Source organism: Demequina phytophila (assembly GCF_000971135.1).
GTDB lineage: Bacteria > Actinomycetota > Actinomycetes > Actinomycetales > Demequinaceae > Demequina > Demequina phytophila.
Genome location: NZ_BBLW01000009.1, coordinates 150597 through 173720 on the forward strand (window position 1 = coordinate 150597; position 23124 = coordinate 173720).

23 protein-coding genes are annotated in these 23124 nt (G+C 72.5%); 15 read left to right on the top strand and 8 right to left on the bottom strand.

Annotated elements, in window-relative coordinates; genetic code table 11:
* Positions 1-34 precede the first annotated feature (34 nt).
* From AOM01_RS13590 to AOM01_RS13605, 5 genes are read right to left on the bottom strand one after another with little or no spacing between them, the layout of a single operon-like run.
* Entirely contained in the window at positions 35-2056 is a 2022-nt protein-coding gene (locus tag AOM01_RS13590) for a YhgE/Pip family protein (RefSeq protein ID WP_062294582.1), read from the bottom strand.
* Between the two features lie 8 nt (positions 2057-2064).
* Complete coding sequence (locus tag AOM01_RS13595; protein ID WP_062294513.1) at positions 2065-2658, bottom strand: hypothetical protein; 594 nt, start codon at positions 2656-2658, stop codon at positions 2065-2067.
* Positions 2655-3263, bottom strand: coding sequence for a TetR/AcrR family transcriptional regulator (locus tag AOM01_RS13600; protein ID WP_062294515.1), 609 nt, complete (start codon positions 3261-3263; stop codon positions 2655-2657). Before AOM01_RS13600 ends, AOM01_RS13595 begins: the two co-directional genes overlap by 4 nt.
* A gap of 36 nt (positions 3264-3299) precedes the next feature.
* Positions 3300-3458, bottom strand: a complete 159-nt coding sequence (locus AOM01_RS14520) for a hypothetical protein (RefSeq protein WP_156155997.1) — start codon at positions 3456-3458, stop codon at positions 3300-3302.
* 50 nt (positions 3459-3508) lie between these two features.
* A complete protein-coding gene (locus AOM01_RS13605; protein ID WP_062294518.1) occupies positions 3509-4540 on the bottom strand; it encodes an NAD-dependent epimerase/dehydratase family protein in 1032 nt (343 codons plus the stop codon).
* Between the two features lie 90 nt (positions 4541-4630).
* Here AOM01_RS13605 and AOM01_RS13610 point away from each other — a divergent pair, with 90 nt between their 5' ends.
* On the top strand, positions 4631-5308 hold the full coding sequence (locus AOM01_RS13610) for a DUF8548 family protein (protein ID WP_062294521.1): 678 nt from the start codon (positions 4631-4633) through the stop codon (positions 5306-5308).
* 34 nt (positions 5309-5342) lie between these two features.
* Positions 5343-6818 (top strand): DHA2 family efflux MFS transporter permease subunit, encoded by a 1476-nt coding sequence (locus AOM01_RS13615; protein WP_062294523.1) that lies wholly within the window; start codon positions 5343-5345, stop codon positions 6816-6818.
* On the opposite strand, the gene AOM01_RS13620 is transcribed toward AOM01_RS13615, so the two are convergent.
* Positions 6812-7312 (bottom strand): GNAT family N-acetyltransferase, encoded by a 501-nt coding sequence (locus AOM01_RS13620; protein WP_062294525.1) that lies wholly within the window; start codon positions 7310-7312, stop codon positions 6812-6814. The genes AOM01_RS13615 and AOM01_RS13620 overlap by 7 nt on opposite strands.
* A gap of 38 nt (positions 7313-7350) precedes the next feature.
* The gene (locus AOM01_RS13625; RefSeq protein ID WP_062294527.1) at positions 7351-8331 is read right to left on the bottom strand and encodes a quinone oxidoreductase family protein; all 981 of its coding nucleotides are present in this window, start codon (positions 8329-8331) and stop codon (positions 7351-7353) included.
* A 52-nt stretch (positions 8332-8383) separates the two neighbouring features.
* Here AOM01_RS13625 and argC point away from each other — a divergent pair, with 52 nt between their 5' ends.
* The 9 genes from argC to AOM01_RS13670 all read left to right on the top strand — a co-directional run bounded on the left by argC (position 8384) and on the right by AOM01_RS13670 (position 18923).
* Positions 8384-9427: an N-acetyl-gamma-glutamyl-phosphate reductase gene (gene argC, locus AOM01_RS13630; RefSeq protein WP_228374316.1), complete on the top strand. Its 1044-nt coding sequence runs from the start codon at positions 8384-8386 to the stop codon at positions 9425-9427.
* A complete protein-coding gene (gene argJ, locus AOM01_RS13635) occupies positions 9424-10581 on the top strand; it encodes a bifunctional glutamate N-acetyltransferase/amino-acid acetyltransferase ArgJ (protein ID WP_062294531.1) in 1158 nt (385 codons plus the stop codon). Before argC ends, argJ begins: the two co-directional genes overlap by 4 nt.
* A complete protein-coding gene (argB, locus tag AOM01_RS13640; protein WP_062294533.1) occupies positions 10578-11477 on the top strand; it encodes an acetylglutamate kinase in 900 nt (299 codons plus the stop codon). Before argJ ends, argB begins: the two co-directional genes overlap by 4 nt.
* A complete protein-coding gene (locus AOM01_RS13645; RefSeq protein ID WP_062294535.1) occupies positions 11474-12703 on the top strand; it encodes an acetylornithine transaminase in 1230 nt (409 codons plus the stop codon). Before argB ends, AOM01_RS13645 begins: the two co-directional genes overlap by 4 nt.
* Positions 12700-13638 carry an ornithine carbamoyltransferase gene (argF, locus tag AOM01_RS13650; RefSeq protein WP_062294537.1) on the top strand — a complete coding sequence of 313 codons (939 nt, stop codon included), beginning with the start codon at positions 12700-12702 and terminating at the stop codon, positions 13636-13638. Before AOM01_RS13645 ends, argF begins: the two co-directional genes overlap by 4 nt.
* Positions 13635-14126 carry an arginine repressor gene (gene argR, locus AOM01_RS13655; RefSeq protein WP_156155998.1) on the top strand — a complete coding sequence of 164 codons (492 nt, stop codon included), beginning with the start codon at positions 13635-13637 and terminating at the stop codon, positions 14124-14126. Before argF ends, argR begins: the two co-directional genes overlap by 4 nt.
* A gap of 29 nt (positions 14127-14155) precedes the next feature.
* Positions 14156-15358, top strand: a complete 1203-nt coding sequence (locus tag AOM01_RS13660) for an argininosuccinate synthase (protein ID WP_062294538.1) — start codon at positions 14156-14158, stop codon at positions 15356-15358.
* Positions 15359-15430: 72 nt separating this feature from the next.
* A complete protein-coding gene (argH, locus tag AOM01_RS13665) occupies positions 15431-16855 on the top strand; it encodes an argininosuccinate lyase (RefSeq protein WP_062294540.1) in 1425 nt (474 codons plus the stop codon).
* Between the two features lie 70 nt (positions 16856-16925).
* Positions 16926-18923, top strand: a complete 1998-nt coding sequence (locus AOM01_RS13670) for a C40 family peptidase (RefSeq protein WP_062294541.1) — start codon at positions 16926-16928, stop codon at positions 18921-18923.
* Here the strand turns inward: AOM01_RS13670 and AOM01_RS13675 are convergent.
* Positions 18920-19387 (bottom strand): YbaK/EbsC family protein, encoded by a 468-nt coding sequence (locus AOM01_RS13675; RefSeq protein ID WP_062294543.1) that lies wholly within the window; start codon positions 19385-19387, stop codon positions 18920-18922. The two genes, AOM01_RS13670 and AOM01_RS13675, sit on opposite strands and share 4 nt — an antisense overlap.
* 65 nt (positions 19388-19452) lie before the next feature.
* On the opposite strand from AOM01_RS13675, the gene AOM01_RS13680 reads away from it, so the two are divergent.
* Genes AOM01_RS13680 through tyrS form a run of 4 tightly spaced genes read left to right on the top strand, consistent with a single transcriptional unit; the run spans position 19453 to position 22806 of the window.
* Positions 19453-19743, top strand: a complete 291-nt coding sequence (locus AOM01_RS13680) for a putative quinol monooxygenase (RefSeq protein ID WP_062294545.1) — start codon at positions 19453-19455, stop codon at positions 19741-19743.
* Positions 19740-20294, top strand: coding sequence for an AAA family ATPase (locus AOM01_RS13685; protein WP_062294547.1), 555 nt, complete (start codon positions 19740-19742; stop codon positions 20292-20294). The genes AOM01_RS13680 and AOM01_RS13685 overlap by 4 nt, the downstream gene beginning before the upstream one ends.
* A gap of 26 nt (positions 20295-20320) precedes the next feature.
* The gene (locus tag AOM01_RS13690; protein ID WP_228374317.1) at positions 20321-21544 is read left to right on the top strand and encodes an MFS transporter; all 1224 of its coding nucleotides are present in this window, start codon (positions 20321-20323) and stop codon (positions 21542-21544) included.
* Positions 21541-22806, top strand: coding sequence for a tyrosine--tRNA ligase (gene tyrS, locus AOM01_RS13695; RefSeq protein WP_062294550.1), 1266 nt, complete (start codon positions 21541-21543; stop codon positions 22804-22806). Before AOM01_RS13690 ends, tyrS begins: the two co-directional genes overlap by 4 nt.
* Positions 22807-23124: the final 318 nt, after the last annotated feature.

Sequence of the window (23124 nt, forward strand, 5' to 3'; positions counted from 1 at the left end):
GTCCCTTCTCGCCCTTCGACCCTACGCCGACGCGTCAGCCGATGAGGCTCGGCTGGAGGTCCCGGAGGGTGCGGCGGTGCGTCATGCGGGTCACGCCTACGGCCGCCACCAGCAGCGCCCCGACCATCCACGCCGCGAGCATCGCGGCGTCGCCCCAGGCGGCCCCCGCGGAGCCGCCGTACATGACCTGCCGGATGCCGTCGACGGCGAAGCTCATCGGCAGCACGTGGTGCAGCGCGGCCAGCGGCGCGGGGAGGGTCTGCCAGGGGAAGGTCCCTCCCGCCGTGACCAGCTGCACCACCATGAGCACCAGGCCCAGGAACTGGCCCACGGATCCGAGCCAGACGTTGAGAGCGAGGATGACCGCCGCGAACGTGAAGGACGCCAGCGCCATGATCCCGAACGCGCCCCACGCATGGTCGAACCCGAACCCGAGCGCCATGGACACCACCGCGAACAGGCCCGCCATCTGCAGCGCGCCCAGCGCGCCCGGAGTGAGCCACCCCGCAAGGGTGATGCGCACAGGGGAGTGGATCGCCGTGATCGCCCGCTTGGACACGGGCTTCACGATGAGGAAGAGCGCGTAGATGCCGATCCACCCCGCGAGCGAGATGAAGAAGGGCGCGAGCCCGGCGCCGTACGTCCCCGCCGTCGTGAGCTGCGAGGTGCGCAGGTCCACGGGGTTCGCGATGGTCTGCGCCTGCCGGTCGCGGAGCTCCTGGTCGGAGTCCGGGATCTGCGTGACGCCGTCCTCGAGACCTCCGGTCAGCCGTGTCGCGCCGGCGGCGAGGCTATCGAGCCCGTCGTCGAGCGCTTCCGCGCCGGAGGCCGCCTCGGCGGCGCCCGTGGCGAGCGTGCCGGAACCGTCCGCCACGCTGGCGGCGCCCGTGGCGACCCGCGCAGCGCCGTCGGCTGCGGTGGACGCTCCCTCCGCGAGATCCGAAGCGCCGCTCGCCGCGGCCTCGGCGCCGTCGGTGAGCCGCCGCGCGCCGTCGGCCACGGCCGCTGCACCATCGGCGAGCGCGTCGATGTCGTCAACCGTGGACTGCACGGCGTCGTTCGCGTCGGCAAGCTGGCCCGCGACGGGATCGAGCGCCGCGAGGGCGTCGTCGACCTGTGCCCGCGACAGCCCCGAGTCGAGCAGCGCCTGCTCGATCGCGACGCGGGCCTCGGGGATGCGGTCGGCGGCATCCTGCGCCGCCTCGCCCACGGCATCGGCCTTCTCGGCGAGCGCGGCGTTCCCGTCCGCGACCCGGGAGGCCCCCGCGGCGAGGTCCTCGGCGCCGGAGGCGAGCGAGTCCACGCCGTCGGCAAGGTCTGACGCGCCGTCGGCGAGGGACCCCACGCCATCAGCCAGGTCGGCGGCGCCCGTGTCGAGCGTGGACGCGCCGTCCGCGAGCGTGGATGCCCCTGTCGCGAGGCGGGACGTGCCGGTGGCCAGCGCCGACGAGCCGTCGTGAGCGTCGTCGAGCCCATCGGAGAGCGTCGCCGCGCCGTCCGCGGCGTCCACCAGCGAGCTCCGGACGTCGGCGAGGCCGAGCAGGAACCGTGCCGCTGCCTCCTCGTTGACCGTCTCGACGATCGACACCCGGATGGCCTCCGCGGCCTGCTCCCCGATGGTCGACGCGAGGTAGCTGTTGACGTCGCTCGTGGTGAGCGTGACGCGCGCCTGGTGAGGATCGTCCCCCGAGGCGGACGCGAGGGCGTCGGAGAAGTCCGCGGGGAACGTGATGGCGAAGTCGAAGTCCTCCTCGCTCACGCCGGACACGGCGTCCGCGCGGCTCACGATCCGCCAGTCGAAGGTGCCGTCCTCGACCAGCTGCTCCGCGACGTCCTCGCCGTAGGTGACGGCGTCGCCGTCCTGCGTCGCGCCCTCGTCCGCGACCACGATCGCGGCCGGGATGCGGTCGAGCGCCGCGTACGGGTCCTTGTTGGCCCACAGGTACAGGCCGCCGTACAGCAGCGGCACGGTCATGAGCGCGGCCAGCGCGGCCACCGCCATGGGGGTGGCGGTGAGGCGTCGGAGCTCGGCGGCGATCATCGCCGGGATGCGCACCGCGAGCCTCACCGCGCCACCCCCAGCAGCGCGGCGGAGGCGTCGCCGGCGATCACCAGCACCGCGAGGTCGCGCGCCGCGAGCGAGCCCGCCGCCTCCCACCAGCCCGCGGGCTCGCCGCCGTGCCGGTCGGGGGAGACCAGCACCACGCCCTCGACGCCCGGTCGCAGCGCCGCGAGCTCCAGCAGCAGCCGGATCCGGTCGGTCGGATCGACGTTGCCGAACGGCGTGATCGCCCACCGGGACAGCCCGAGGCTTGCGAGCATCCGGCGTGCGGCCGCCGGGGTGGCGCGCCGCCCCGCGAACATCAGCTCCTCCTCGACGATCCCGACGGTCGACACGTGCGCCGCCGGCTCGCTCACCAGGGGCGCGTCGACCAGCGCGATCGCGGCCCGCATGCGCCCGTGGTCCACGCGACCGTCGACCGTGACCACCCCGGTGTCCGCGTGCATGCGGCCCGACGCGAGCAGCCCGAGAACCGTGGGGCGCTGCTGGGTCTCGGCGACCGCGAGGGTCACGGCACCCGTCTCGAAGGCGACCGTGACGGGCTGGAGCGCGTCCTCGCCACGACCCTTCGAGACCTCGGCCAGCTCGACCCTCACCGCGCGCCGTCCGCGAGATCCGCGTCGGCCATTGCGGCCGCGCGTGCCGCGGCGGCTGCACCCACCCCCGCCGCGCACAACGGATGCGTCATCGCGAGCAGACGGCCGGACTCGGGCTCCACCTCCAGCACGTCGAGGGCGGCGCGCTCCACCAGGGAGGCGAGGACATCGACGTCCACGTCGGTGCGCACCGCGCCGGCCTCCGCCGCGCGCGAGAGCGACTCGCGAAGGCGATCTCGCACCGGGGCCAACGCCCGGCCCACCGTCGCGGCGTGCCGCGAGCGCACCGCCATGCGTGCCACTGCGCGCACCTCCGCGATCGCGTCCCACAGGCACGAGCCCAGGCGGGCGATCGCGACCAAGGGGTCCTCGTCGCGCGCGGGCCCCACGGCATCGGCGATGCGCGCGGCGCCGCGCTCGATCACCGCGTCGACCAGCTCGTCGCGGCCGGTGAAGTGGCCGTACACGGCTCGACGGGTGAGGCCGGCCTCGGCGGCGATGGCGTCGAGCGGCGCGTCCACGTCGCGGCGGAGGGCGCGCATGCCCGCGTCGAGCAGCGCCTCACGATTGCGCGCCGAATCGGCGCGGGGGGTCCGGGGAGTCATGACTCCACGGTAGTAACTTGCACAGCCGTGTGCAAGTTAAGCGCCGAGCAGCGAGCTCACGATCCCCACCAGCGCGAATGCGCCGCCCACGATCGCGCACGCCCGGGTGGGGGCATGGCCGGCGTTGAGCGCGTATCCAGCCGAGGCGAGCAGCAGCGCGACCCACGCGAGCAGCGGCATGGTCAGCCCGATCACCCCCAGCGCGATCGACGCGATCGCGAGGGGGAGCGCGACGTCGGGGTCCTTCAGCGCGTCACCAGGTCCAGCGCGTCGCGATAGATCCGGGCGACCCGGTCGAGCATCGCGTTCGCCGCCTCGTCGACCGTCTGCCGGGAAGGGTCCGCCTCGAACCACGCGATCGCGTCCGCGATGCCCTGCGCGAACGGGACCCGTGCCTCCCAGCCGGGCACCAGGCGTCGCAGCTTCGACGTGTCGAATACGGCGGCGTGCATCTTGTCGCCGTAGATCCCGCCCGCGGAGGAGGGTGAGGCGGCCACCAGCGCGTCGGACGGCACGCACACCGCCTGCGCCTCGAAGGTGCCCTCGGACAGCCCCGCCGCCCGCGCGATAGCGGCGTGGATGCCGCGCCAGGTGAGCGCCTCGTCCGAGGTGACATGGACCGCCTGCCCCAGCGCCGCATCGTTCCCCAGGAGACCCAGCATGCCCGCCGCGACGTCGCTCGCATGAGTGAGCGTCCACAACGACGTGCCGTCGCCCGGGATGACGATGTCCGCGCCGCGGCGCATCCGGTCCACCAGCGTCCACGGGTGGGAGGAGTTGCCCGTGTACCCGGGGATCTTCGACGCGCCGTACGTGTGCGCGGGCCGCACGACGGTCCACGGGATGCCGCTCCCGCGCAGCACCGCCTCGCACTCCGCCTTGCGACGCGCATACACCCAGTGCGGGTTCTCTTGCGGCGTTTCCTCGGTCAGGACGTGGAGGCGGTCGTAGGTCCTGTATGCCGCTGACGTCGCCACCAGCACGTACTGGTCGGTGAGAGGGGCGAACGTCTCGACATCCGCCGCGACGTGCTCGGGGCCGAACGCGATGAACTGCACCACCGAGTCGAACCGCTCGCCTCGCAGCCGCATCCCGTGCAGGGCGTCGCGGAGGGACGATGCGTCGGTCGCGTCGGCGTGAACGGCCCGGGTCCCCGGGGGAGCGGCGAGCGGCGAGCGGCCGCGCGTGACCAGGGTGAGCTCGTGGCCCGCGGCCGCGGCCTGGGCGGCCAGCTCGGAGGAGATGAGGCCCGTGCCTCCGACGATGAGGATGCGCATCCTCCGAGCCTAGGCCCCGCGCAGAAGTCGTCGGATATGTCCGATTTGCAGGGGTGCCGCGAGGGCATGCGGCGGGAGTACCGTGGCTCCATGGTCGAGGACCTGGTGCCGAGGTTGAGGGCGGCGCTCGGGGGGATCCTCCCGGCCGGCTGGAGGGACGCCGCGCCGTGGGGCTATCCCGCCCAGAGCGAACTGGCCCTCATCACTGGCGTGTTCGCGGCGCAGCTGCCGGAGCAGGCCGTGGCCGACATCGCCGACTCGGTGATGCGCAGGCGCCCCGGGAGCAGCCTCGACAGCCTCGCCGACCTCGCCGCGATCGACCCGGTCGACCTCCGGAGCGTCCTGGGCGACCGCTGGGGCGACTCGACCGTGCTCGGCGTTCCCCGCCGGCGTGCGGACGTGATCCACGAGTCCGCGCGGCTCCTCGCGCACACCGGGATCCGTACCGCGGCCGACCTGCAGGTCGCGATCCGTGAGCGCACGGACGAGATCCAGCGCCTCCTGCTCGCCGTCCGGGGGCTTGGTCCCGGCACGTGGGCGTCGATCGCCTACATGGTGCACGCGCCCATCCCGCCGAACGACGACGTGGTCGCGCTGCTGCGCGAGGCCGTGTGCGGGGTGGAGGACGACCTCGACCGCGTCGCGGCGGGGGAGCTGATCCGCCGCACGGCGCACCGTCTCGCGTCGGACGAGCGGGTCCTCAGCTACGGGCTCCACCGTGTCGCGGAGGAGCGGTCGCGCGCGCTCGGAATGGCGGCGGCCAAGTAGCGCGTTGTCGTCGGAGTCGATCCGAGGAGTCTCCATGAACCCGTGGCGCGCACTGTGGGCGCTCGTCATCGGCTTCTTCATGATCCTGGTCGACACCACGATCGTGTCGGTCGCGAACCCCTCGATCCAGCAGGGCCTCGGGACGGACACCAGCACGGTGATCTGGGTGACCAGCGCCTACCTGCTCGCCTACGCGGTGCCGCTGCTGGTGACGGGTCGGCTGGGCGACCGCTTCGGCCCCAAGCGCATCTACCTCGTGGGCCTCACGATCTTCACGCTCTCGTCGCTCGCGTGCGGCCTCGCGGACGCGCTGCCCGGCTCCGGCATCGGCAACCTCATCGCCGCGCGCGTGGTCCAGGGCCTGGGCGCGAGCCTGATGACCCCGCAGACGATGGCCGTCATCACCCGCACCTTCCCCGCCGCACGGCGCGGCGCCGCGATGGCGCTGTGGGGCGCCGTCGCCGGCGTGGCCACCCTGGTGGGCCCGCTGCTCGGGGGAGTGCTGGTCGACGGGCCCGGGTGGGAGTGGATCTTCTTCGTCAACGTGCCGGTGGGCGTGATCGCGTTCATCGCCGCGCAGGTGCTGGTGCCCCACCTCGACACGCACGCCCATACGTTCGACTGGCTGGGCGTCGCGCTGTCGGGCGCGGGCATGTTCTTGCTGGTCTTCGGGATCCAGGAGGGGCAGGCTCACGACTGGAATGCGTGGGTGTGGGGCTGCATCGCCGCGGGCGTCGCGGTCCTCGCCGCCTTCGTGATCTCGCAGCGGCGCGACGTCGCGGAGCCGCTGCTCCCGCTCGCGCTGTTCCGCGACCGCAACTTCTCCCTCGCGAACGTCGCGATCTCGAGCGTCGGTTTCGCGATCACCGCGATGTTCATCCCGCTCGTCTACTTCTTCCAGGCGGTGCGCGGCCTCACGCCTACCCAGTCCGCGCTCATGACGGTGCCCACGGCGCTCGCCACGCTGGCGCTCGCCCCGGTGGCCGGGCGGCTCACGGACCGGTTGCACCCCCGCCTCACCGCCGCGCCCGGCATCGTGACCACCGCGGCGGCGCTGGTGCTCTACGCGGTCCTGATGTCGCCGGACATCCCGATCGGGTGGTTGCTGCTTCCCGCGCTGCTCATGGGCATCGGCGCCTCCTTCACCTGGGGGCCGGTGTCCTCGACCGCGACCCGCAATCTTCCGCTCGCCGCGGCGGGCGCCGGATCGGGCGTGTACAACGCGACGCGGCAGGTGGGTGCGGTCCTCGGATCGGCGGCGATCGCGGCGCTCATGGTGAACCGGATCGCCGTCAATCTGGGCGGGGGAGGGCCGGCGGCCATCCCCGAGGGCGCGACGGGGCTGCAGCTGCCCGAGCCGCTGCGGGACGCGTTCACCACGGCGATGGCGCAGTCGCTGCTGCTGCCCGCGGCGGTGCTGCTGGTCGGGGTCGCCGCGGCGGCGTCCTTCGAGCGCCCCGCGCACCTCGCCGAGGCGGTGGGCCGGCGGCCCGAGCGCGAGCCTCAGTAGACGGTGCGCGCGAGCAACGCCACGTGCACCGTGCCGCCCCGGGTGTGCTGCTCCGCGACCCGCTGGAACCCCAGGTGCTCGTGGAACGCGACGGAACCCGGGTTGGGCGGGTCCAGCTGGACCTCCGTGGTGATCTCCGTCGCGCCGCGCTCGCGCGCCCGCTCGAACACGGACTCGTACAGCGCCCGCCCGACGCCGGTGCCCTTGGCGGACGGCGCGACCACGATCCGGTCGATGTACTGGTGACGCACCCCGCGGGTCTCGAACCAGCGGTAGTTCTCCGACTCGTAGGCCTGCCCCATGCCCAGGCTCAGGAGGAACGCGATGATGGCGCGCTCGCGGTTGGTGGCGACCAGCGCGACGTCGCACATCCCGTGCAGCGCCGTGAGCTCGTCCTCCGACAAGGTGTTGACGGCCGGGGACGCGCCCGCGTTGAGGGCGGCGACCGCCGGGATGTCGGCGGGCCGCATCACGCGGAGTCGCAGGGTCTGCATGGGCACATTGTGCCTGGTCGATGTGTCGGGAATGTGTCCTAGGGGTGGAGCAGGAGCTTGCCCGACGTGCGGCGCGACTCGAGCGCCCGATGCGCCTCCGCGGCCTCGTCCAGCGAGTAGCCGTGGTCGATCCTCACGCTGAGGTCGCCCAGCAGGATCCCGTGGAAGATGTCGCTCGCGCGCCACTCGCGCTCCTCGGCGTCCGCGGTGAAGTCACCGAGCGTGGGGCGGCTCAGGACCACCGAGCCGGCGGCGTTGAGGCGCTGCGGGTCCACGGGCTCGACGGGCCCCGAGGCCGCGCCGAACAGGACCATCGCGCCCCGCCGCTTGAGCGACGCGAGCGATGCGTCGAACGTGGTGCGGCCCACTCCGTCGTACACCACCTCGACACCCTCGGGCACGATCGCGCGGACCGCCGCCGGGAGGTCGCGGGCGACGTCGGCCATGAGGTCGTAGCGCAGCACATGCGAGACGCCGGCCTGCATCGCGATCCGCTCCTTCTGCTCGGAGCCGACCGTGCCGATCACCGTGGCCCCGCGCGCGACCGCGAGCTGCGTGAGCAGCAGCCCCACGCCCCCGGCGGCCGCATGGACCAGCACCGTCTCGCCCGGCATGACCGGGTGGGAGGACGTCACGAGGTAGTGCGCGGTCAGGCCCTGGAGCAGTGCCGCCGCCGCCATGTCGAGCTCGACATCCTCGGGCACGCGGTAGAGATCCGTCACGGGCACACGGATGTACTCGGCGTACGACCCCTGCGTGAACGCCCATGCGACGCCCTCGCCCTCGACGAAGTCCTCGACACCCTCGCCCACCTCGACGATCTGCCCCGCGCCCTCCTTGCCGGGCACGAACGGCAGGTCCATCGCGTACAGCCCGGAGCGCTGATACGTGTCGATGTAGTTGACACCCGCCGCCTCGACGCGGACCACGACGTGCCCGGGAGTGGCCGCCGGACGCTCGAGCTCGACCAGCTCGAGCACCTCCGGACCACCGGGCCGCGCCACCTGGATCGCTCTCACAACACGCATGGTACGTGGTGCATCGCGGGTACATGCATCCCCATGTATGGTTATGCATATGAGCATCAGTGTGGCGGTCTCCGGCGCCTCCGGCTACGTCGGCGGCGAGGTTCTGCGCGTGTTCTCCGCACATCCCGAGGTGGAGTTCGGCGCGCTCACGGCGCACTCGAGCGCGGGCGACGCGCTCGGGGTGCACCAGCCCCACCTGCGCCACCTCGCCGACCGCGTCATCGTCGACACCACCCCCGAGGCCCTCGCGGGGCACGACGTGGTGGTCCTCGCGCTGCCGCACGGCGCCTCCGCGGAGATCGCGGCGCAGCTGCCACCCGAGACCCTGGTGATCGACTGCGGCGCGGACCACCGGCTCGCCAGCGCCGAGGCCTGGGGCGAGTACTACGGCGGCGAGCACGCGGGCACGTGGCCGTACGGCATGCCCGAGCTCATCACCGCCGCCGGTCACCAGCGCGACGTGCTCCCGGGCACGAAGCGGATCGCGGTGCCCGGCTGCAACGTCACCGCCGTCACCCTCGCGCTCCAGCCCGGCATCGCCGCCGGCGTGATCGACCCGACGGACATCGTCGCGGTCCTCGCCAACGGCTACTCCGGCGCGGGCAAGAAGCTCGCTCCGCACCTGCTCGCCTCCGAGGCGCTCGGCAACGCCCAGCCTTACGCCGTGGGCGGCTCGCACCGCCACATCCCCGAGATCATCCAGAACCTCGAATCGGCCGGCGCGGAGGGCGTGCGGATCTCGTTCACCCCGACCCTCGTCCCCATGGCGCGCGGCATCCTCGCCACCGTGACGGCGCCCCTGCGCGGCAGCGTCGAGGCGGTCAGGGGCGCGTGGGAGGAGGCCTACGCCGACGAGCCCTTCGTCCATCTCCTGCCCGAGGGGCAGTGGCCCACCACGGCCGCGACGCTGGGCGCCAACACCGCGCTCGTCCAGGTCGCCGTCGACGGCAAGGCGCGCCGCGTCGTCGTGATCGCCGCGATCGACAACCTCGTCAAGGGCACCGCCGGCGCCGCCCTCCAGTCCATGAACGTCGCCCTCGGCCTCCCCGAGACCACCGGGCTCAGCACCATCGGAGTAGCACCGTGAGCGTCACCGCAGCCCAGGGGTTCGTCGCGGCGGGCGTCGCCGCCGGCCTCAAGTCCACCGGCAAGCGCGACGTCGCCGTGGTGCTGAACCAAGGGCCGTCGCATGTCGCCGCCGGGGTGCTCACCTCGAACCGTGTGGTCGCCGCGCCCGTCACCTGGACGCGCCAGGCGCTCGCCGACGGCCGCCTCGACACCGTGGTCCTCAACTCGGGCGGCGCCAACGCCGCCACCGGGCCCGAGGGCTTCCTCGACACGCACCGCACCGCCGAGCACGCCGCCGCCGCGCTCGGCGTCTCCGCCGGCGACGTCGCGGTGTGCTCGACGGGCCTCATCGGCGTGCGCCTCCCGCTCGAGAAGCTCCTGGCGGGGGTGGACGATGCGGTGGCCGGCTTGAGCGCCGCCGGCGGCCCCGACGCGGCGCTCGCCATCATGACCACCGACACCGTGCCCAAGGAGGCCGTCGCACGCGGCGACGGCTGGACGGTGGGCGGCATGGCCAAGGGTGCGGGCATGCTCGCTCCCGGCCTCGCAACCATGCTGTGCGTCATCACGACCGACGCGGACGTCGACCCGGCCCGCGCGCAGGCGGCCCTCGACGCCGCCACCCGGGCGACCTTCAACCGCGTCGACTCCGACGGCTGCATGTCCACCAACGACACGGTGCTGCTGCTCGCGAGCGGTGCGTCGGGCATCGTCCCCGGCGCGGACTTCGAGGACGCCCTCCTGAACGTGTGCGCGGACCTGGCCCGAGGCCTCGTCGCGGACGCCGAGGGCGCGTCCCACGACATCGCCGTGCGGGTGGTCAACGCCACCACCGAGGACGCCGCGGAGGCGGTGGCCCGCGCGATCACGCGCTCCAACCTGTTCAAGGCAGCGATCTTCGGCCAGGACCCCAACTGGGGACGCATCATCTCCGCCGCCGGCACCGTGCCGGAGGAGGTGGCGCCCTTCGATGCCACCACGCTCGACGTCACCATCAACGGCGTCCAGGTGTGCCGCGCGTCGGGCGTCGGCGACGACCGCGACCTGGTCGACCTGTCCGGACGGGAGGTGAGCATCGTCCTCGACCTCCACGCCGGCGACGCCGAGGCCACCGTCTGGACCAACGACCTCACCCACGACTACGTCCACGAGAACAGCGCGTACTCCTCATGACAGTTGACCTCACCCCCCAGCAGAAGGTGGGCGTCCTCATCGACGCCATGCCCTGGATCGAGCAGTTCCGCGGCGCCACCGTCGTCGTGAAGTACGGCGGCAACGCCATGATCGACGAGTCGCTCAAGCGCTCGTTCGCGCAGGACATCGTTCACCTGCGCCTGCTCGGACTGCACCCGGTGGTGGTGCACGGCGGCGGCCCGCAGATCTCCGACATGCTCGGCAAGCTCGGCATCGAGTCGGAGTTCCGCGGCGGCCTGCGGGTGACCACGCCCGAGGCGATGGACGTGGTCCGCATGGTCCTCACGGGCCAGGTGTCGCGCGAGCTCGTCGGCCTCATCAACGACCACGGACCCTTCGCCGTCGGGCTGTCGGGCGAGGACGCCGGCATGCTGCAGGCCAAGCGCCGCCATGCCGTGGTCGACGGCGAGGCCGTCGACGTGGGCCTCGTGGGCGACGTGGTGAAGGTCAACCCGGGCGCGATCGTCGACATCATCGAGGCCGGCCGCATCCCCGTGGTCAGCACCGTCGCGCCCGACATCGACGACCCGACCACGGTCCTCAACGTCAACGCGGACACCGCGGCGGCGGCCGTCGCGGTCGCGCTGCGCGCCCGCAAGCTCATCGTCCTCACCGATGTCGAGGGCCTCTACTCGGACTGGCCGAACCGCGACTCGCTCATCTCGGAGATCAGCGCCACCCACCTCGAGCAGATGCTCCCGTCGCTGGAGTCCGGGATGCGGCCCAAGATGGAGGCGTGCCTGCGCGCCGTCCGCGGCGGCGTCCCCCAGGCCCACGTGATCGACGGCCGCGAGGCCCACTCGATCCTCGCGGAGGTGTTCACCTCCGCCGGCTTCGGCACGATGGTGATGCAGGACAAGGAGGTCTGGGTATGAGCCTCACCAGCCACGGAGGGGCCGGCATCGAGCGCGGTCGCGTCGACACCCAACGCTACGAGCACGCCGTCATGGGCACGTTCGGCACGCCGCTGCGTGTCCTCGCGCGTGGCGAGGGCTCGTGGGTCTGGGACGCGGACGGCAACCGCTACCTCGACCTGCTCGGCGGCATCGCCGTCAACGCTCTGGGACACGCACACCCCGCGTGGGTCGCCGCGATCACCGCGCAGGCGTCCACGCTGGCGCAGGCGTCGAACTTCTTCGCGACCGAGCCGCAGATCCGCCTCGCCGAGCGCCTCCTCGAGCTTGCGCAGGCGCCCCACGGCTCGCGTGTGTTCTTCGCGAACTCCGGCACCGAGGCGAACGAGGCCGCGTTCAAGATGTCCCGCAAGGTCGGCGGCACCGTGATCGCCCTCGAGGGCGCCTTCCACGGCCGCTCGATGGGCGCGCTGTCGATGACGCACAAGGAGGCGTTGCGCGCGCCGTTCGCGCCGCTGCTCGAGCGCGTGGTGTTCGTGCCGCTCAACGACGTCGACGCGCTCGAGGTCGCCGTCGCGGAGGCGGGCGAGGACCTCGGGGGAGTGATCCTGGAGCCCATCCAGGGGGAGAGCGGTGTCCAGCCCCTCACCCACGCATTCCTCGAGGCGGCCCGCGAGCTCACGCTCCGCCACGACGCGCTGCTCATCCTCGACGAGATCCAGACGGGCGTCGCGCGCACCGGCGCCTGGTTCGCGCACCAGCTGCACGGCATCCAGCCCGACGTCATGACCCTCGCGAAGGGACTGGGCGGCGGCTTCCCGATCGGCGCCGTCGTCGCGTTCGGCGAGCGCGCCGGCGCGCTGCTGGGCAAGGGCGACCACGGCTCCACGTTCGGAGGCAACGCCCTCGCGTGCGCCGCCGCCCTCGCGACGCTCGACGTCATCGAGGCGGACGGACTGCTCGAGAACGTCAAGGCCGTGGGCGAGCACCTGCGGTCGGCGCTCGTCGACATCCCCGGGGTGGTCGAGGTCCGTGGCGAGGGGCTCATGCTCGGCATCGGGCTCGCCGCGCCCGCCAGCGCGGCCGTCGCCGCCGCCGCGGTCGACGCCGGGTTCATCGTGAACCCGCCCTCGCCCGACACGATCCGCCTGGTCCCGGCCCTCACTCTGAGCACCGCCGAGGCGGACCTCTTCATCGACTGGATGGCCGGTCCCGGCTCCCGCATCATCACGGAAGGCACCGCATGACCCCGACCGTCCGCCACTTCCTGCGCGACGACGACATCTCCGCCGCCGAGCAGCGTGAGATCCTCGAGCTCGCGCTCGCGTTCCGCCAGGATCGCCACCTGCACCAGCCCTTCGCGGGGCCGCAGGCGGTCGCGATCATCTTCGACAAGCCGTCGACCCGCACCCGCGTGTCCTTCTCCACGGGTGTCGCGGAGCTGGGCGGCTATCCGCTGGTGATCGACTCGGCGACCTCGCAGCTGGGCCGCGGCGAGCCGGTCGCGGACACCGCGCGCGTGCTCGAGTCGATGGTGAGCGCGATCGTGTGGCGCACGTTCGGCCAGGACCTCATCGAGGAGATGGCGGCGCACTCGTCGAAGCCGGTGGTCAACGCGCTCACCGACAGCTTCCACCCGTGCCAGATCCTCGCGGACCTCGCCGCCGTCGCCGACGCGCGGGGCGGGGTGGACGCCCTCGCCGGGCTGTCGCTGGCGTACGTGGGCGACGGCGCGAACAACATGGCCCACTCGTATCTCCTCGGCGGCGCCCTCGCCGGCATGCACGTCCGCGTCGGCGCGCCCGTCGAGTACATGCCCGACGAGCGCATCGTCCTCGACGCCAAGCGCATCGCCGCCGAGCAGGGCGGCTCGATCACCGTGACCACCGAGATGGACGATGCGGTGGCCGGGGCGGACGTCATCGCCACCGACACCTGGGTGTCGATGGGCGACGAGGACGAGTACGCCGCCCGTGCCACCGTCTTCGGGGGCTACCAGGTGAACGCCCGCTCGCTCGAGCTCGCCCACGACGGTGCGCAGGTGCTCCACTGCCTGCCCGCCTACCGCGGCAAGGAGATCACCGCCGAGGTCATCGACGGCCCGCAGTCGATCGTGTGGCTCGAGGCCGAGTACCGCCTGCACGCGCAGAAGGCGCTGCTCACCTGGCTGGCGACGCGATGAGCAGCCACGCGGTCCCGCAGACCAAGGCGGCGCGCCAGGCGCTGGTGCGCCAGCTCATCGAGACCGCGGCGGTCGAGTCGCAGACCCAGCTCGCCGCGATGCTCGAGCAGCAGGGCCTCCACGCGACCCAGGCCACGCTGTCCCGTGACCTGGTCGAGATCGGGGCCATCAAGGTCCGCAACGCGGACGGCCGGCTCACGTACGCGACGCAGGCGATCCTCGAGTCGATCGAGGACACCGGCGCGCGGCTCAACCGGCTGTGCGCGGAGCTGCTGCACTCCGCCGCCGGCAGCGCCAACCTCACCGTGCTGCGCACCCCCGAGGGGGCCGCGCAGTTCCTCGCCATGGCGATCGACTCGCACGACGACCCCGACCTCCTGGGCACGGTCGCCGGCGACGACACCATCATCGTGATCGCGGCGGACCCCGTCGGCGGCGAACGCCTGGCGCAGAAGTTCCTCGACCGCGCGAGCGGTCTTTCCAGCTGAACCCCCACCCAACGTAAGGAAGAAGAACCATGGCAGAGCGCATCGTCCTGGCCTACTCCGGAGGCCTCGACACCTCCGTCGCCATCGGCTGGATCGCGGAGGCGACCGGCGCGGAGGTCATCGCGGTGGCGGTCGACGTCGGCCAGGGCGGCGAGGACCTCGAGGTGATCCGCCAGCGTGCCCTCGACTGCGGCGCCGTCGAAGCGTACGTCGCGGACGCCCGCGACGAGTTCGCCGAGGAGTACTGCATGCCCGCCCTCAAGGCGAACGCGCTGTACCACGACAAGTACCCGCTGGTCTCGGCGCTGTCGCGGCCCGTGATCGTCAAGCACATCGTCAAGGCCGCCCGCCAGTTCGGCGCCTCGACCATGGCGCACGGCTGCACCGGCAAGGGCAACGACCAGGTCCGCTTCGAGGTCGGCATCGTGTCGATGGCCCCCGATCTCAAGTGCATCGCGCCGGTGCGCGACCTCGCTCTGACCCGCGACAAGGCGATCGACTACGCCGAGCGCAACAACCTGCCGATCGCGACCACCAAGAAGAACCCGTTCTCGATCGACCAGAACGTCTGGGGCCGCGCCGTCGAGACCGGCTTCCTCGAGGACATCTGGAACGCGCCCACCAAGGACATCTACGACTACACCGACGACCCGGCATTCCCGCCGGTGCCCGACGAGGTGGTCATCACGTTCGAGCAGGGCATCCCCGTCGCGATCGACGGGCAGAAGGTCACCCCGCTCCAGGCGATCGAGGAGATGAACCGCCGCGCGGGCGCGCAGGGCATCGGCCGCATCGACATCGTCGAGGACCGCCTGGTGGGCATCAAGAGCCGCGAGATCTACGAGGCACCCGGTGCGATCGCGCTCATCGAGGCGCACCGCGAGCTCGAGAACGTCACCGTCGAGCGCGAGGTCGCGCGGTACAAGCGTCGGATCTCCGACGAGTGGACCGAGCTGGTCTACGACGGCATGTGGAACGCCCCGCTCAAGGGTGCGCTCGACGCGTTCATCGAGGAGACGCAGCGCCACGTCAACGGCGACATCCGCATGGTGATGCACGGCGGCAAGGCCGTGGTCACCGGCCGTCGCTCCGACACGGGCCTGTACGACTTCAACCTCGCGACGTACGACGAGGGCGACACGTTCGACCAGTCCGCCGCGCGCGGCTTCATCGAGATCTACGGCCTCGCCGCGAAGCAGGCGGCCGCGCGCGAGGCGCGCCTGGGCCTCTAGGGTCGTCGTAGTCGGCGGCCGCGTCCGGACCCGGGCGCGGCCGCCTCCACATCTGAGCAGCAGGGAGCAGTGATGGCAGGGGAGCAGGGCACCAACGAGGGCGCGCTCTGGGGCGGACGCTTCGAGGGCGGACCCGACGCGGCGCTCGCGCGGCTGTCGAAGTCGACGCACTTCGACTGGCGCTACGCGGACGACGACCTGCGCGGCTCGATCGCGCACGCGCACGCTCTCGAACGGGCGGGACTGCTCACCGCCACGGAGGCCGCGGACATGACCGCGGCGCTCGAGGGGATGCGTGCCGACGTCGCGGCCGGCAGCCTGCTGCCCGCCGAGTCCGACGAGGACGTGCACGGGGCGCTCGAGCGCGTGCTCATCGAGCGCGTGGGCACCGACCTGGGCGGAAAGCTCCGCGCCGGCCGGTCGCGCAACGACCAGATCGCCACGCTGCCGCGCATGTACCTGCGCCGTCACGCCCGCCTGATCGCGGCCGAGCTCCTCGACCTGGTCGACGCGCTGCTCGGCCAGGCCGACCGCCACCTCGACGCGCCCATGCCGGGGCGCACCCACTTCCAGCACGCGCAGCCCGTCACCCTGGGCCACGCCCTGATGGCGCACGCGTGGCCGCTGCTGCGCGACGTCGAGCGACTCACCGACTGGGACGCGCGCGCCGCGTTCTCCCCGTACGGCGGCGGCGCCCTCGCGGGTAACACCCTCGGCCTCGACCCGGCCGCCGTCGCCGCGGAGCTCGGCTTCCTGGGCCCCTGCGAGAACTCCATCGACGCCACCGCCTCGCGCGACGTGGTGGCGGAGTTCGCGTGGGTGGCGGCCATGATCGGGGTCGACCTGTCGCACATCTCCGAGGAGATCATCGCGTGGGCGACCGTGGAGTTCGGCTTCGTCGCGCTCGACGACTCGTACTCGACGGGCTCCAGCATCATGCCGCAGAAGAAGAACCCTGACATCGCGGAGCTCGCGCGCGGCAAGGCGGGCCGTCTCATCGGGGACCTCACAGGCCTGCTCGCGACGCTCAAGGGCCTGCCGCTCGCGTACAACCGCGACATCCAGGAGGTGCACGAGCCCGTCTTCGACGCGGTCGACACCCTCGAGGTGATCCTGCCCGCGTTCACCGGCATGGTGCGGACGCTCGTGTTCAAGGTCGAGCGGCTCGCGGAGCTCGCGCCCGCCGGGTTCTCCCTCGCCACGGACATCGCCGAGTGGATGGTGAAGAACGGCACGCCGTTCCGCGAGGCCCACGAGGTCGCCGGTGCGTGCGTGCGGCTGTGCGAGAAGCGCGGCAAGGAGCTCCACGAGCTCACCGCCGAGGAGATGGCCGCGATCCACCCCGAGCTCACGCCCGGGGTGCTCGAGGTGCTCACCGTGGAGGGGTCGCTCGCGGCACGCGACGGTGTCGGGGGCACGGCGCCGGCCAGGGTGGTGGAGCAGGGCAAGGCGGCGCGGGCACGGGTCCGGCACTTCCGCCCCTGGACCACCGCCTGAAGCGCCTGCTAGCGCTGCCAACCGTGGCGCGGGGCTCAACAATGGCGCGCCCCGCGCCGATGAGGGTGGGGTGAACCCTCCCGCCATCCCCGGTCGCCTGCGCGCGCGGGTCGCCGCCGCGCTGATCGTGGCGATGAGCGCGGTCGCGGTGTCCGTGAGCGCGACGCCGGCGGAGGCCGCGCAACCATCCGTGGTGGCGGGGTCGCGCGCCGCGATCGTGGCCGGAGCGAAGTACGCGGTGGACCGCGAGGTGCCCTACGGGAGGTCGGCCGGGTACGGTCACTCGACGCGCGGCCCGGGCCCGACCGCGAGCCTCGCCAACGACGCCCGGATCACCTGGGCGGACGGCTTCCTCGACTGCTCCGGGCTGGTGCGGTACGCCTACTCGCGGGCCGGAATCGACCTGGGCACCGGCGGGACCAATGCGCAGGTCAAGCAGTTCTACGCCCTGCCCGACGCGTCCGCCGCCCTGCCCGGCGACGTCGTGTTCTTCGGAGAGCACTGGGATGGGAAGACGGCGTCGCAGAAGGACTACCGGGACCCCGAGACCGGCATCTGGTGGAACGTCACCCACATCTCCGTCACCGACGGCGCGGGACACGACTATGAGGCCGTCGCCCCGGGCTCCGTGGCGGCGTACGGCAACGTGTCGACCAAGGAGGGCTGGTATGTCGGCTACTTCCGGCTGAAGTCCTCGGTCGGCACGCTCGACGGCGCGGCGGTGGAGCCGGTCGAGGACGGCACCGTGACGACCACCACGACCGGCGGCACGGTCGAATGCGGCAGCGACAACCCCGACCGCGACGCGTCGACCCAGTACTGCCACGGCGTGCGCGAGTGGCAGGTGGACGTCGACGGCGATGACCGCGCCGACATCGTCGACTTCGCCAGCGTGACCGCCACGAAGGCGGACGCCGGCGGCGCCAGGGGTTGGCGCACCTCGCGCGGCGCGCCGGTCATGACCCGGTGGACCGCCGCGCTCGACACCCTCACCGGTCCGACGACCACGTCGCTCGAGTACGGCGACTTCGACGGCGACGGCCACACCGACGTCATGAATCTCACCGGTCTCGCCGGCGGCGAGACCACCGGATGGCAGATCGCGTACGGCACCGCGACCAGCGCGTTCACGCCGTGGGTGAAGGCGCGCACCTCGACCGTCACCTCCGCCAACGCGCAGCTGGAGCTCGGCGACTTCGACGGCGACGGCGCCACCGACGTGCTGTGGTTCACGGGTGCGTCCAAGTCCGCGGTCGCGGCGGGCCAGCCCTACGGATGGGTGATCGCGTACGGCGGCGCGCGTGGGTCCATGAGCGGGTGGCGCTCCGTGCTGGCGTCGACCGCGACGCCTGCCAAGCAGCGCCTCGCGTTGGGCGACTTCGACGGCGACGGTCGCACCGATGTGCTCCAGTTCACGGGACGCACGCCAGCGCAGCACCCGCAGCTCTACGGCTGGGTGGTCGCGTACGGACGGGAGTCCCGCTCCTTCTCCTGGCCCGCCAGCGTTCTCCCCAGCACCGCCACGCCGGCCTCCACCCCGGTCGAGCTGGGCGACTTCGACGGCGACGGCAGCACCGACGTGCTCGCGTTCACCGGTTCCACCTGGGCGGTGTCCTACGGAGGCGTGCGCGGCGACATGCCGCCCGCGGTGACGGTGCTCCGCACCGACGTCACCCCGGTCAAGCAGCGGCTCGCGCTGGGCGACTTCGACGGCGACGGTCGTACCGACGTCCTGTGGTTCACGGGACGCGCGTCCTCGCAGGACGGATCGCCCGCCGGTTGGGCGATCTCGTACGGCCGCGGCAACCGGAGCATGACGCGGTGGGCGGACGCGGTGGCGCGCGGCGTCACGCCGAGCTCCCGCGAGATCGCGCTCGGAGACGTCGACGGCGACGGCAGCACCGACGTCCTGCAGTTCACGGGCGTCACCAAGAAGGCGGCCACCGGCGCGACCTACGGTTGGCAGGCCTCGTGGGGCGGGACGCGTGGCACGCTCGGCGCGTGGTCCACCGTCCGCAACACCGCCATCCAGCCGTCGACCTGGCGGCTGAGCGTCGAGCCTCTCTAGGACTCGACGGCGACCTCCGCGGCGCCGGTGAGGCTCACGAGGTCGTCGTACGAGATCTCGAACACCGCATGGGGCGTGCCTGCGGCGGCCCACAGCTCGCCGTGCTTCTTCAGCTCGACGTCGATGTACGTCGGCACCGGCGACGGGTGGCCGATGGGGGCGACCCCGCCGATCGGCTGGCCGGTCGCCGCGCGCACCGCGGCGGCGTCCGCGCGCGCTATCATGCGAGCGCCGATCTGGTCCGCGAGCAGATCCGTGTCCACGCGGTGCGAGCCGCTCGTGAGCACCAGGATGGGGGCGCCGTCGGAGAGGAACACCAGGCTCGACGCGATCGCCCCCACCTCGCAGCCCAGCGCCGCCGCTGCCTCCGCGGCCGTCCGCGTCGACTCGGCCAGGGTGCGCACCTGCGAGTGCAGGCCGTGCGCCGCGAGCAGGTCCATGATCTTCGCGCTCGACGGGTGCATGGCTCCACCGTAGCCCTCGATGTCGGAGCCTCGTCGTAGCGTCGAGGCAAGGAAGGGAGAGGTGCATGTACGGACTCGTGGGGCAGTTGCGGACCACCGTGGACGGGCGGCCCGAGGTGGTCGCCGCGCTGGTGGAGGGTGCTCGCGACATGCCGGGCAACCTCGCCTACCTCGTCGCAGAGGATGCCGAGGATGCGGGCGCGGTGTGGGTGACCGAGGTGTGGGAGTCCGAGGCTGCGCACCGCGCGTCGCTCGAGCTGCCGTCCGTGCGCGACGCGATCGCGCGCGCCCGGCCCCACCTTGTCGGCATGGGGGTGCGGGCCGTGACGCGGCCGGTGGCTAGCCTGGGCGCGTGAATCCGACTCTCGGGGAGCTCGTCGTCGGGACGCTGGGCGCGCCCGCGCGCCTGGGGCGTACCCGGCTGGTGCTGGTCGACGGTCCCGCAGGATCCGGCAAGACCACCCTCGCCGCGCGCCTGGGCGCCGCGCTCGGCGCGCAGGTGCTCCACGGTGACGACATGTACGAGGGCTGGACCGGGCTGTCCACCCTCGACCGAGTCCTCGCGCAGGTGCTCGAGCCTCTCGCGCGCGGAGAGACCGGCGGCTTCCGCCGCTGGGACTGGCACGCGTCCGCGCGTGCGGAGGAGATCAGGGTTCCGGTGGACGATGCTCTGGTGATCGAGGGTGTCGGCGTCGCCTCGCGCGCGGCCCGCGTCCACGCCTCGTCCGTCATCTACGTCGACGCACCCTGGGAGCTCCGGCTCGCGCGCGGGATCGCCCGCGACGGTGAGGCGATGCGTGCCGAGTGGGAGCGGTGGCACGTGGCGGAGGACCGTCACCTCGCCGGTGAGGGCGCACGCGACGCGGCCGGGTGGGTGATCGACGGGACCCGGCCGGTCCCCGCCTGAGCGTTGCGGCATGGCAAGGTGTGCACGTGAACCCGCAGGCGGTCCAGCGCCGCACCTTGATCGTCGTCTCGTCCGCGCAGGTGATGTCCGGATTCGGGCTCGCCGCGGGCATCACCGTGGGCGCGTTGCTGGCCACCGAGGTGTGGTCATCCGCGGCCGCCGCGGGCGTGCCCGCCGTGATCATGACGGTGGGCGCCTCGCTCGCCGCGCTGGCGATCGCTCGCGTGTCCGACCACCGTGGCCGCCGGGTGGGTCTCGCGGTGGGTTACGGCGCCGGGGCGCTGGGGGCCGTGGGGATCGTGGTGGGAGGCCAGTCCGGCGGCGTCGCACTGCTGCTCGCCTCGTTCCTCGTCTACGGAGCCGGGTCCGCCGCGAACCTGCAGGCCCGCTTCGCGGGCGCGGACCTCGCGCCCACCCATCGGCGCGCGACGGCGATGGCGATCGTGCTGATGGCCACCACCGCGGGCGCGGTGCTGGGACCCGTCTCCGCGCGGTGGAGCGGCGAGACTGTCGCGGGGTGGGGCCTGAACCCGCTCCTCGGGCCGTTCGTGGTCGCCGGCGCGGCGTACGCGCTGGGCGCCGTGGTGCTCGCCGCCTTGCTGCGACCCGACCCGCTCCTCACCTCCCGGGCGCTCGTCGCGGGGGCGACCGCCGCATCGTCCCCCGCCGTCGACCCGCGCCGGTGGCGTGTACCGGTCGCGGGAGGGATCGGCCTCATGGTGATCGGGCAGGCGGTCATGGTCGCGATCATGACGATGACGCCCGTGCACCTCACCGCGCACTCCCACGGCATCGGTGCGGTGGGGGCCGTCATCGCGTGGCACGTCGCCGCCATGTACGTCCCATCGCCGTTGTCGGGCTGGCTGGTGGACCGGTGGGGACCCGCGCCCGTGGCCGCGGCGTCCGGGGCGGTGCTCGCGGCCGCGGGCGTGGTCGCCGCTGCCGGCGGCGGTGCGCTCGGACCGATCTCGGTGGCGCTGGTGCTGCTGGGAGTGGGGTGGAGCCTCGCCATGGTCGCCGGGTCGGCCGTGCTGGCGGCGCGGACGCCCGTGGGCCTCCGCCCCCGTCTGCAGGGCCGCGCCGACGCGCTCACGACTCTCGCCGGCGCCTCGGGGGCAGGTCTCGCCGGGGTGGTGGCGGTGCAGGCGGGCTACGGCGGGCTGGCGCTCGCAGGCGCCGCCGTCGCAGTGCTGGCGGTGCCCCTCGCGCTCGTCGTGCGCGTGCGTCCTGGCACAATGGCGGCATCATGACTGAGCACCTCCTTGACGAGCTCGCCTGGCGCGGGCTGATCTCCCAGACCACCGATGAGGACGAGCTGCGTGCGGCCCTCGACGCGGGGCCGATCACGCTGTACTGCGGCTTCGACCCGACGGCGCCGAGCCTTCACATCGGCAACCTGGTGCAGATCCTCACCGTGCGCCGATTCCAGCTCGCGGGGAACAAGCCGCTCATGCTCGTGGGAGGCGCGACCGGCCTGATCGGCGACCCGAAGATGGCGGGTGAGCGCACGCTCAACCCTGTCGAGGTGGTGCACCAGTGGGTCGAGCGGATCCGGGGTCAGATCGAGCCCTTCATGTCGTTCGAGGGCGAGAACGCCGCCCGGATGGTCAACAACTTCGAGTGGACCAAGGACATGTCCGCGATCGAGCTGCTGCGCGACGTGGGCAAGTACTTCCGCATGGGCACGATGCTCGCGAAGGACACCGTGGCCCGTCGCCTCAACTCGGACGACGGCATCTCGTACACGGAGTTCAGCTACCAGGTGCTGCAGGGCATGGACTTCCTCGAGCTGTACCGCAGGTACGGCTGCACCATGCAGACCGGCGGGTCCGACCAGTGGGGCAACCTCACGTCCGGCACCGAGCTGATCCGTAAGGCGGAGGGCCGGTCCGTGCACGCGATGGCGACGCCGCTCATCACCAAGGCGGACGGCACCAAGTTCGGCAAGACCGAGTCCGGCACCGTGTGGCTGGATGCGGCCATGACGAGCCCGTACGCCTTCTACCAGTTCTGGCTCAACCAGGCCGACGCCGACGTGATCGGGTACCTCAAGGTCTTCACCTTCCTCACGCGCGAGGAGATCTCGGCTCTCGAGGTGAAGGTCGCCGAGGAGCCGTTCCGTCGCGAGGCGCAGCGCACTCTCGCGTGGGAGGTCACCTCGCTGGTCCACGGGGACGATGCCGCGCAGGGGGCGGTCGACGCGTCGCAGGCGCTCTTCGGTCGGGGCGAGCTGACGACGCTGTCCGCCGACACGTTGGGAGGCTGCGCGCAGGAGCTCGGGGGAGTGGCGCTCGAGGCGGGTGCGACGGTCACCGACGCCTTGGTCGCCGCGGCGATCGTCGACTCGAAGTCCGCGGCGCGCCGCGCGGTGCAGGAGGGCGGTGCGTACGTGAACAACGAGCGCGTCGACGACCCGGAGCTGGTGCTGGGGGCCGATCACGCTCTCGCGGGCGGCTGGGCCGTGGTGCGCCGCGGCAAGAAGTCCGTGGGAATCGTGAGGCCCGCGGCCTGAACCCGACGCCGCCGTCGCGGGTCATCTCCTTGTTTACCAGGAGAGAAGCCCGCGACACGCCCGGGATTCGCGCGATTTGACCGGCGGCACGAGGTGCCCCTAATGTTTAACCCGTTGCCGACGACGGAGACGCCAGGCAGGGACTGAACAAGGACCTGCAGGAGACGCCCCGGAAGCAGCACGATCCGATGGAAGCGGCGGACCACAGGTCCCGCACCACTCGAAGGATCACCGACGAACCCTCAGACGTTCATCATCTGGAAGATCAGGCCGGAATGGTCGATTTGACAGAGGGAACTGATGAGAGTAAGTTAGAAG

Bases quoted from the DNA above. Each gene is read 5' to 3' on its own strand.
- AOM01_RS13600 (WP_062294515.1), bottom strand. From the start codon at position 3,263: ATGACTCCCCGGACCCCCCGCGCCGATTCGGCGCGCAATCGTGAGGCG.
- AOM01_RS13605 (WP_062294518.1), bottom strand. From the start codon at position 4,540: ATGCGCATCCTCATCGTCGGAGGCACGGGCCTCATCTCCTCCGAGCTG.
- AOM01_RS13610 (WP_062294521.1), top strand. From the start codon at position 4,631: ATGGTCGAGGACCTGGTGCCGAGGTTGAGGGCGGCGCTCGGGGGGATC.
- AOM01_RS13615 (WP_062294523.1), top strand. From the start codon at position 5,343: ATGAACCCGTGGCGCGCACTGTGGGCGCTCGTCATCGGCTTCTTCATG.
- AOM01_RS13620 (WP_062294525.1), bottom strand. From the start codon at position 7,312: ATGCAGACCCTGCGACTCCGCGTGATGCGGCCCGCCGACATCCCGGCG.
- argC (WP_228374316.1), top strand. From the start codon at position 8,384: ATGCATATGAGCATCAGTGTGGCGGTCTCCGGCGCCTCCGGCTACGTC.
- argB (WP_062294533.1), top strand. From the start codon at position 10,578: ATGACAGTTGACCTCACCCCCCAGCAGAAGGTGGGCGTCCTCATCGAC.
- AOM01_RS13645 (WP_062294535.1), top strand. From the start codon at position 11,474: ATGAGCCTCACCAGCCACGGAGGGGCCGGCATCGAGCGCGGTCGCGTC.
- argF (WP_062294537.1), top strand. From the start codon at position 12,700: ATGACCCCGACCGTCCGCCACTTCCTGCGCGACGACGACATCTCCGCC.
- argR (WP_156155998.1), top strand. From the start codon at position 13,635: ATGAGCAGCCACGCGGTCCCGCAGACCAAGGCGGCGCGCCAGGCGCTG.
- AOM01_RS13660 (WP_062294538.1), top strand. From the start codon at position 14,156: ATGGCAGAGCGCATCGTCCTGGCCTACTCCGGAGGCCTCGACACCTCC.
- argH (WP_062294540.1), top strand. From the start codon at position 15,431: ATGGCAGGGGAGCAGGGCACCAACGAGGGCGCGCTCTGGGGCGGACGC.
- AOM01_RS13675 (WP_062294543.1), bottom strand. From the start codon at position 19,387: ATGCACCCGTCGAGCGCGAAGATCATGGACCTGCTCGCGGCGCACGGC.
- AOM01_RS13680 (WP_062294545.1), top strand. From the start codon at position 19,453: ATGTACGGACTCGTGGGGCAGTTGCGGACCACCGTGGACGGGCGGCCC.
- tyrS (WP_062294550.1), top strand. From the start codon at position 21,541: ATGACTGAGCACCTCCTTGACGAGCTCGCCTGGCGCGGGCTGATCTCC.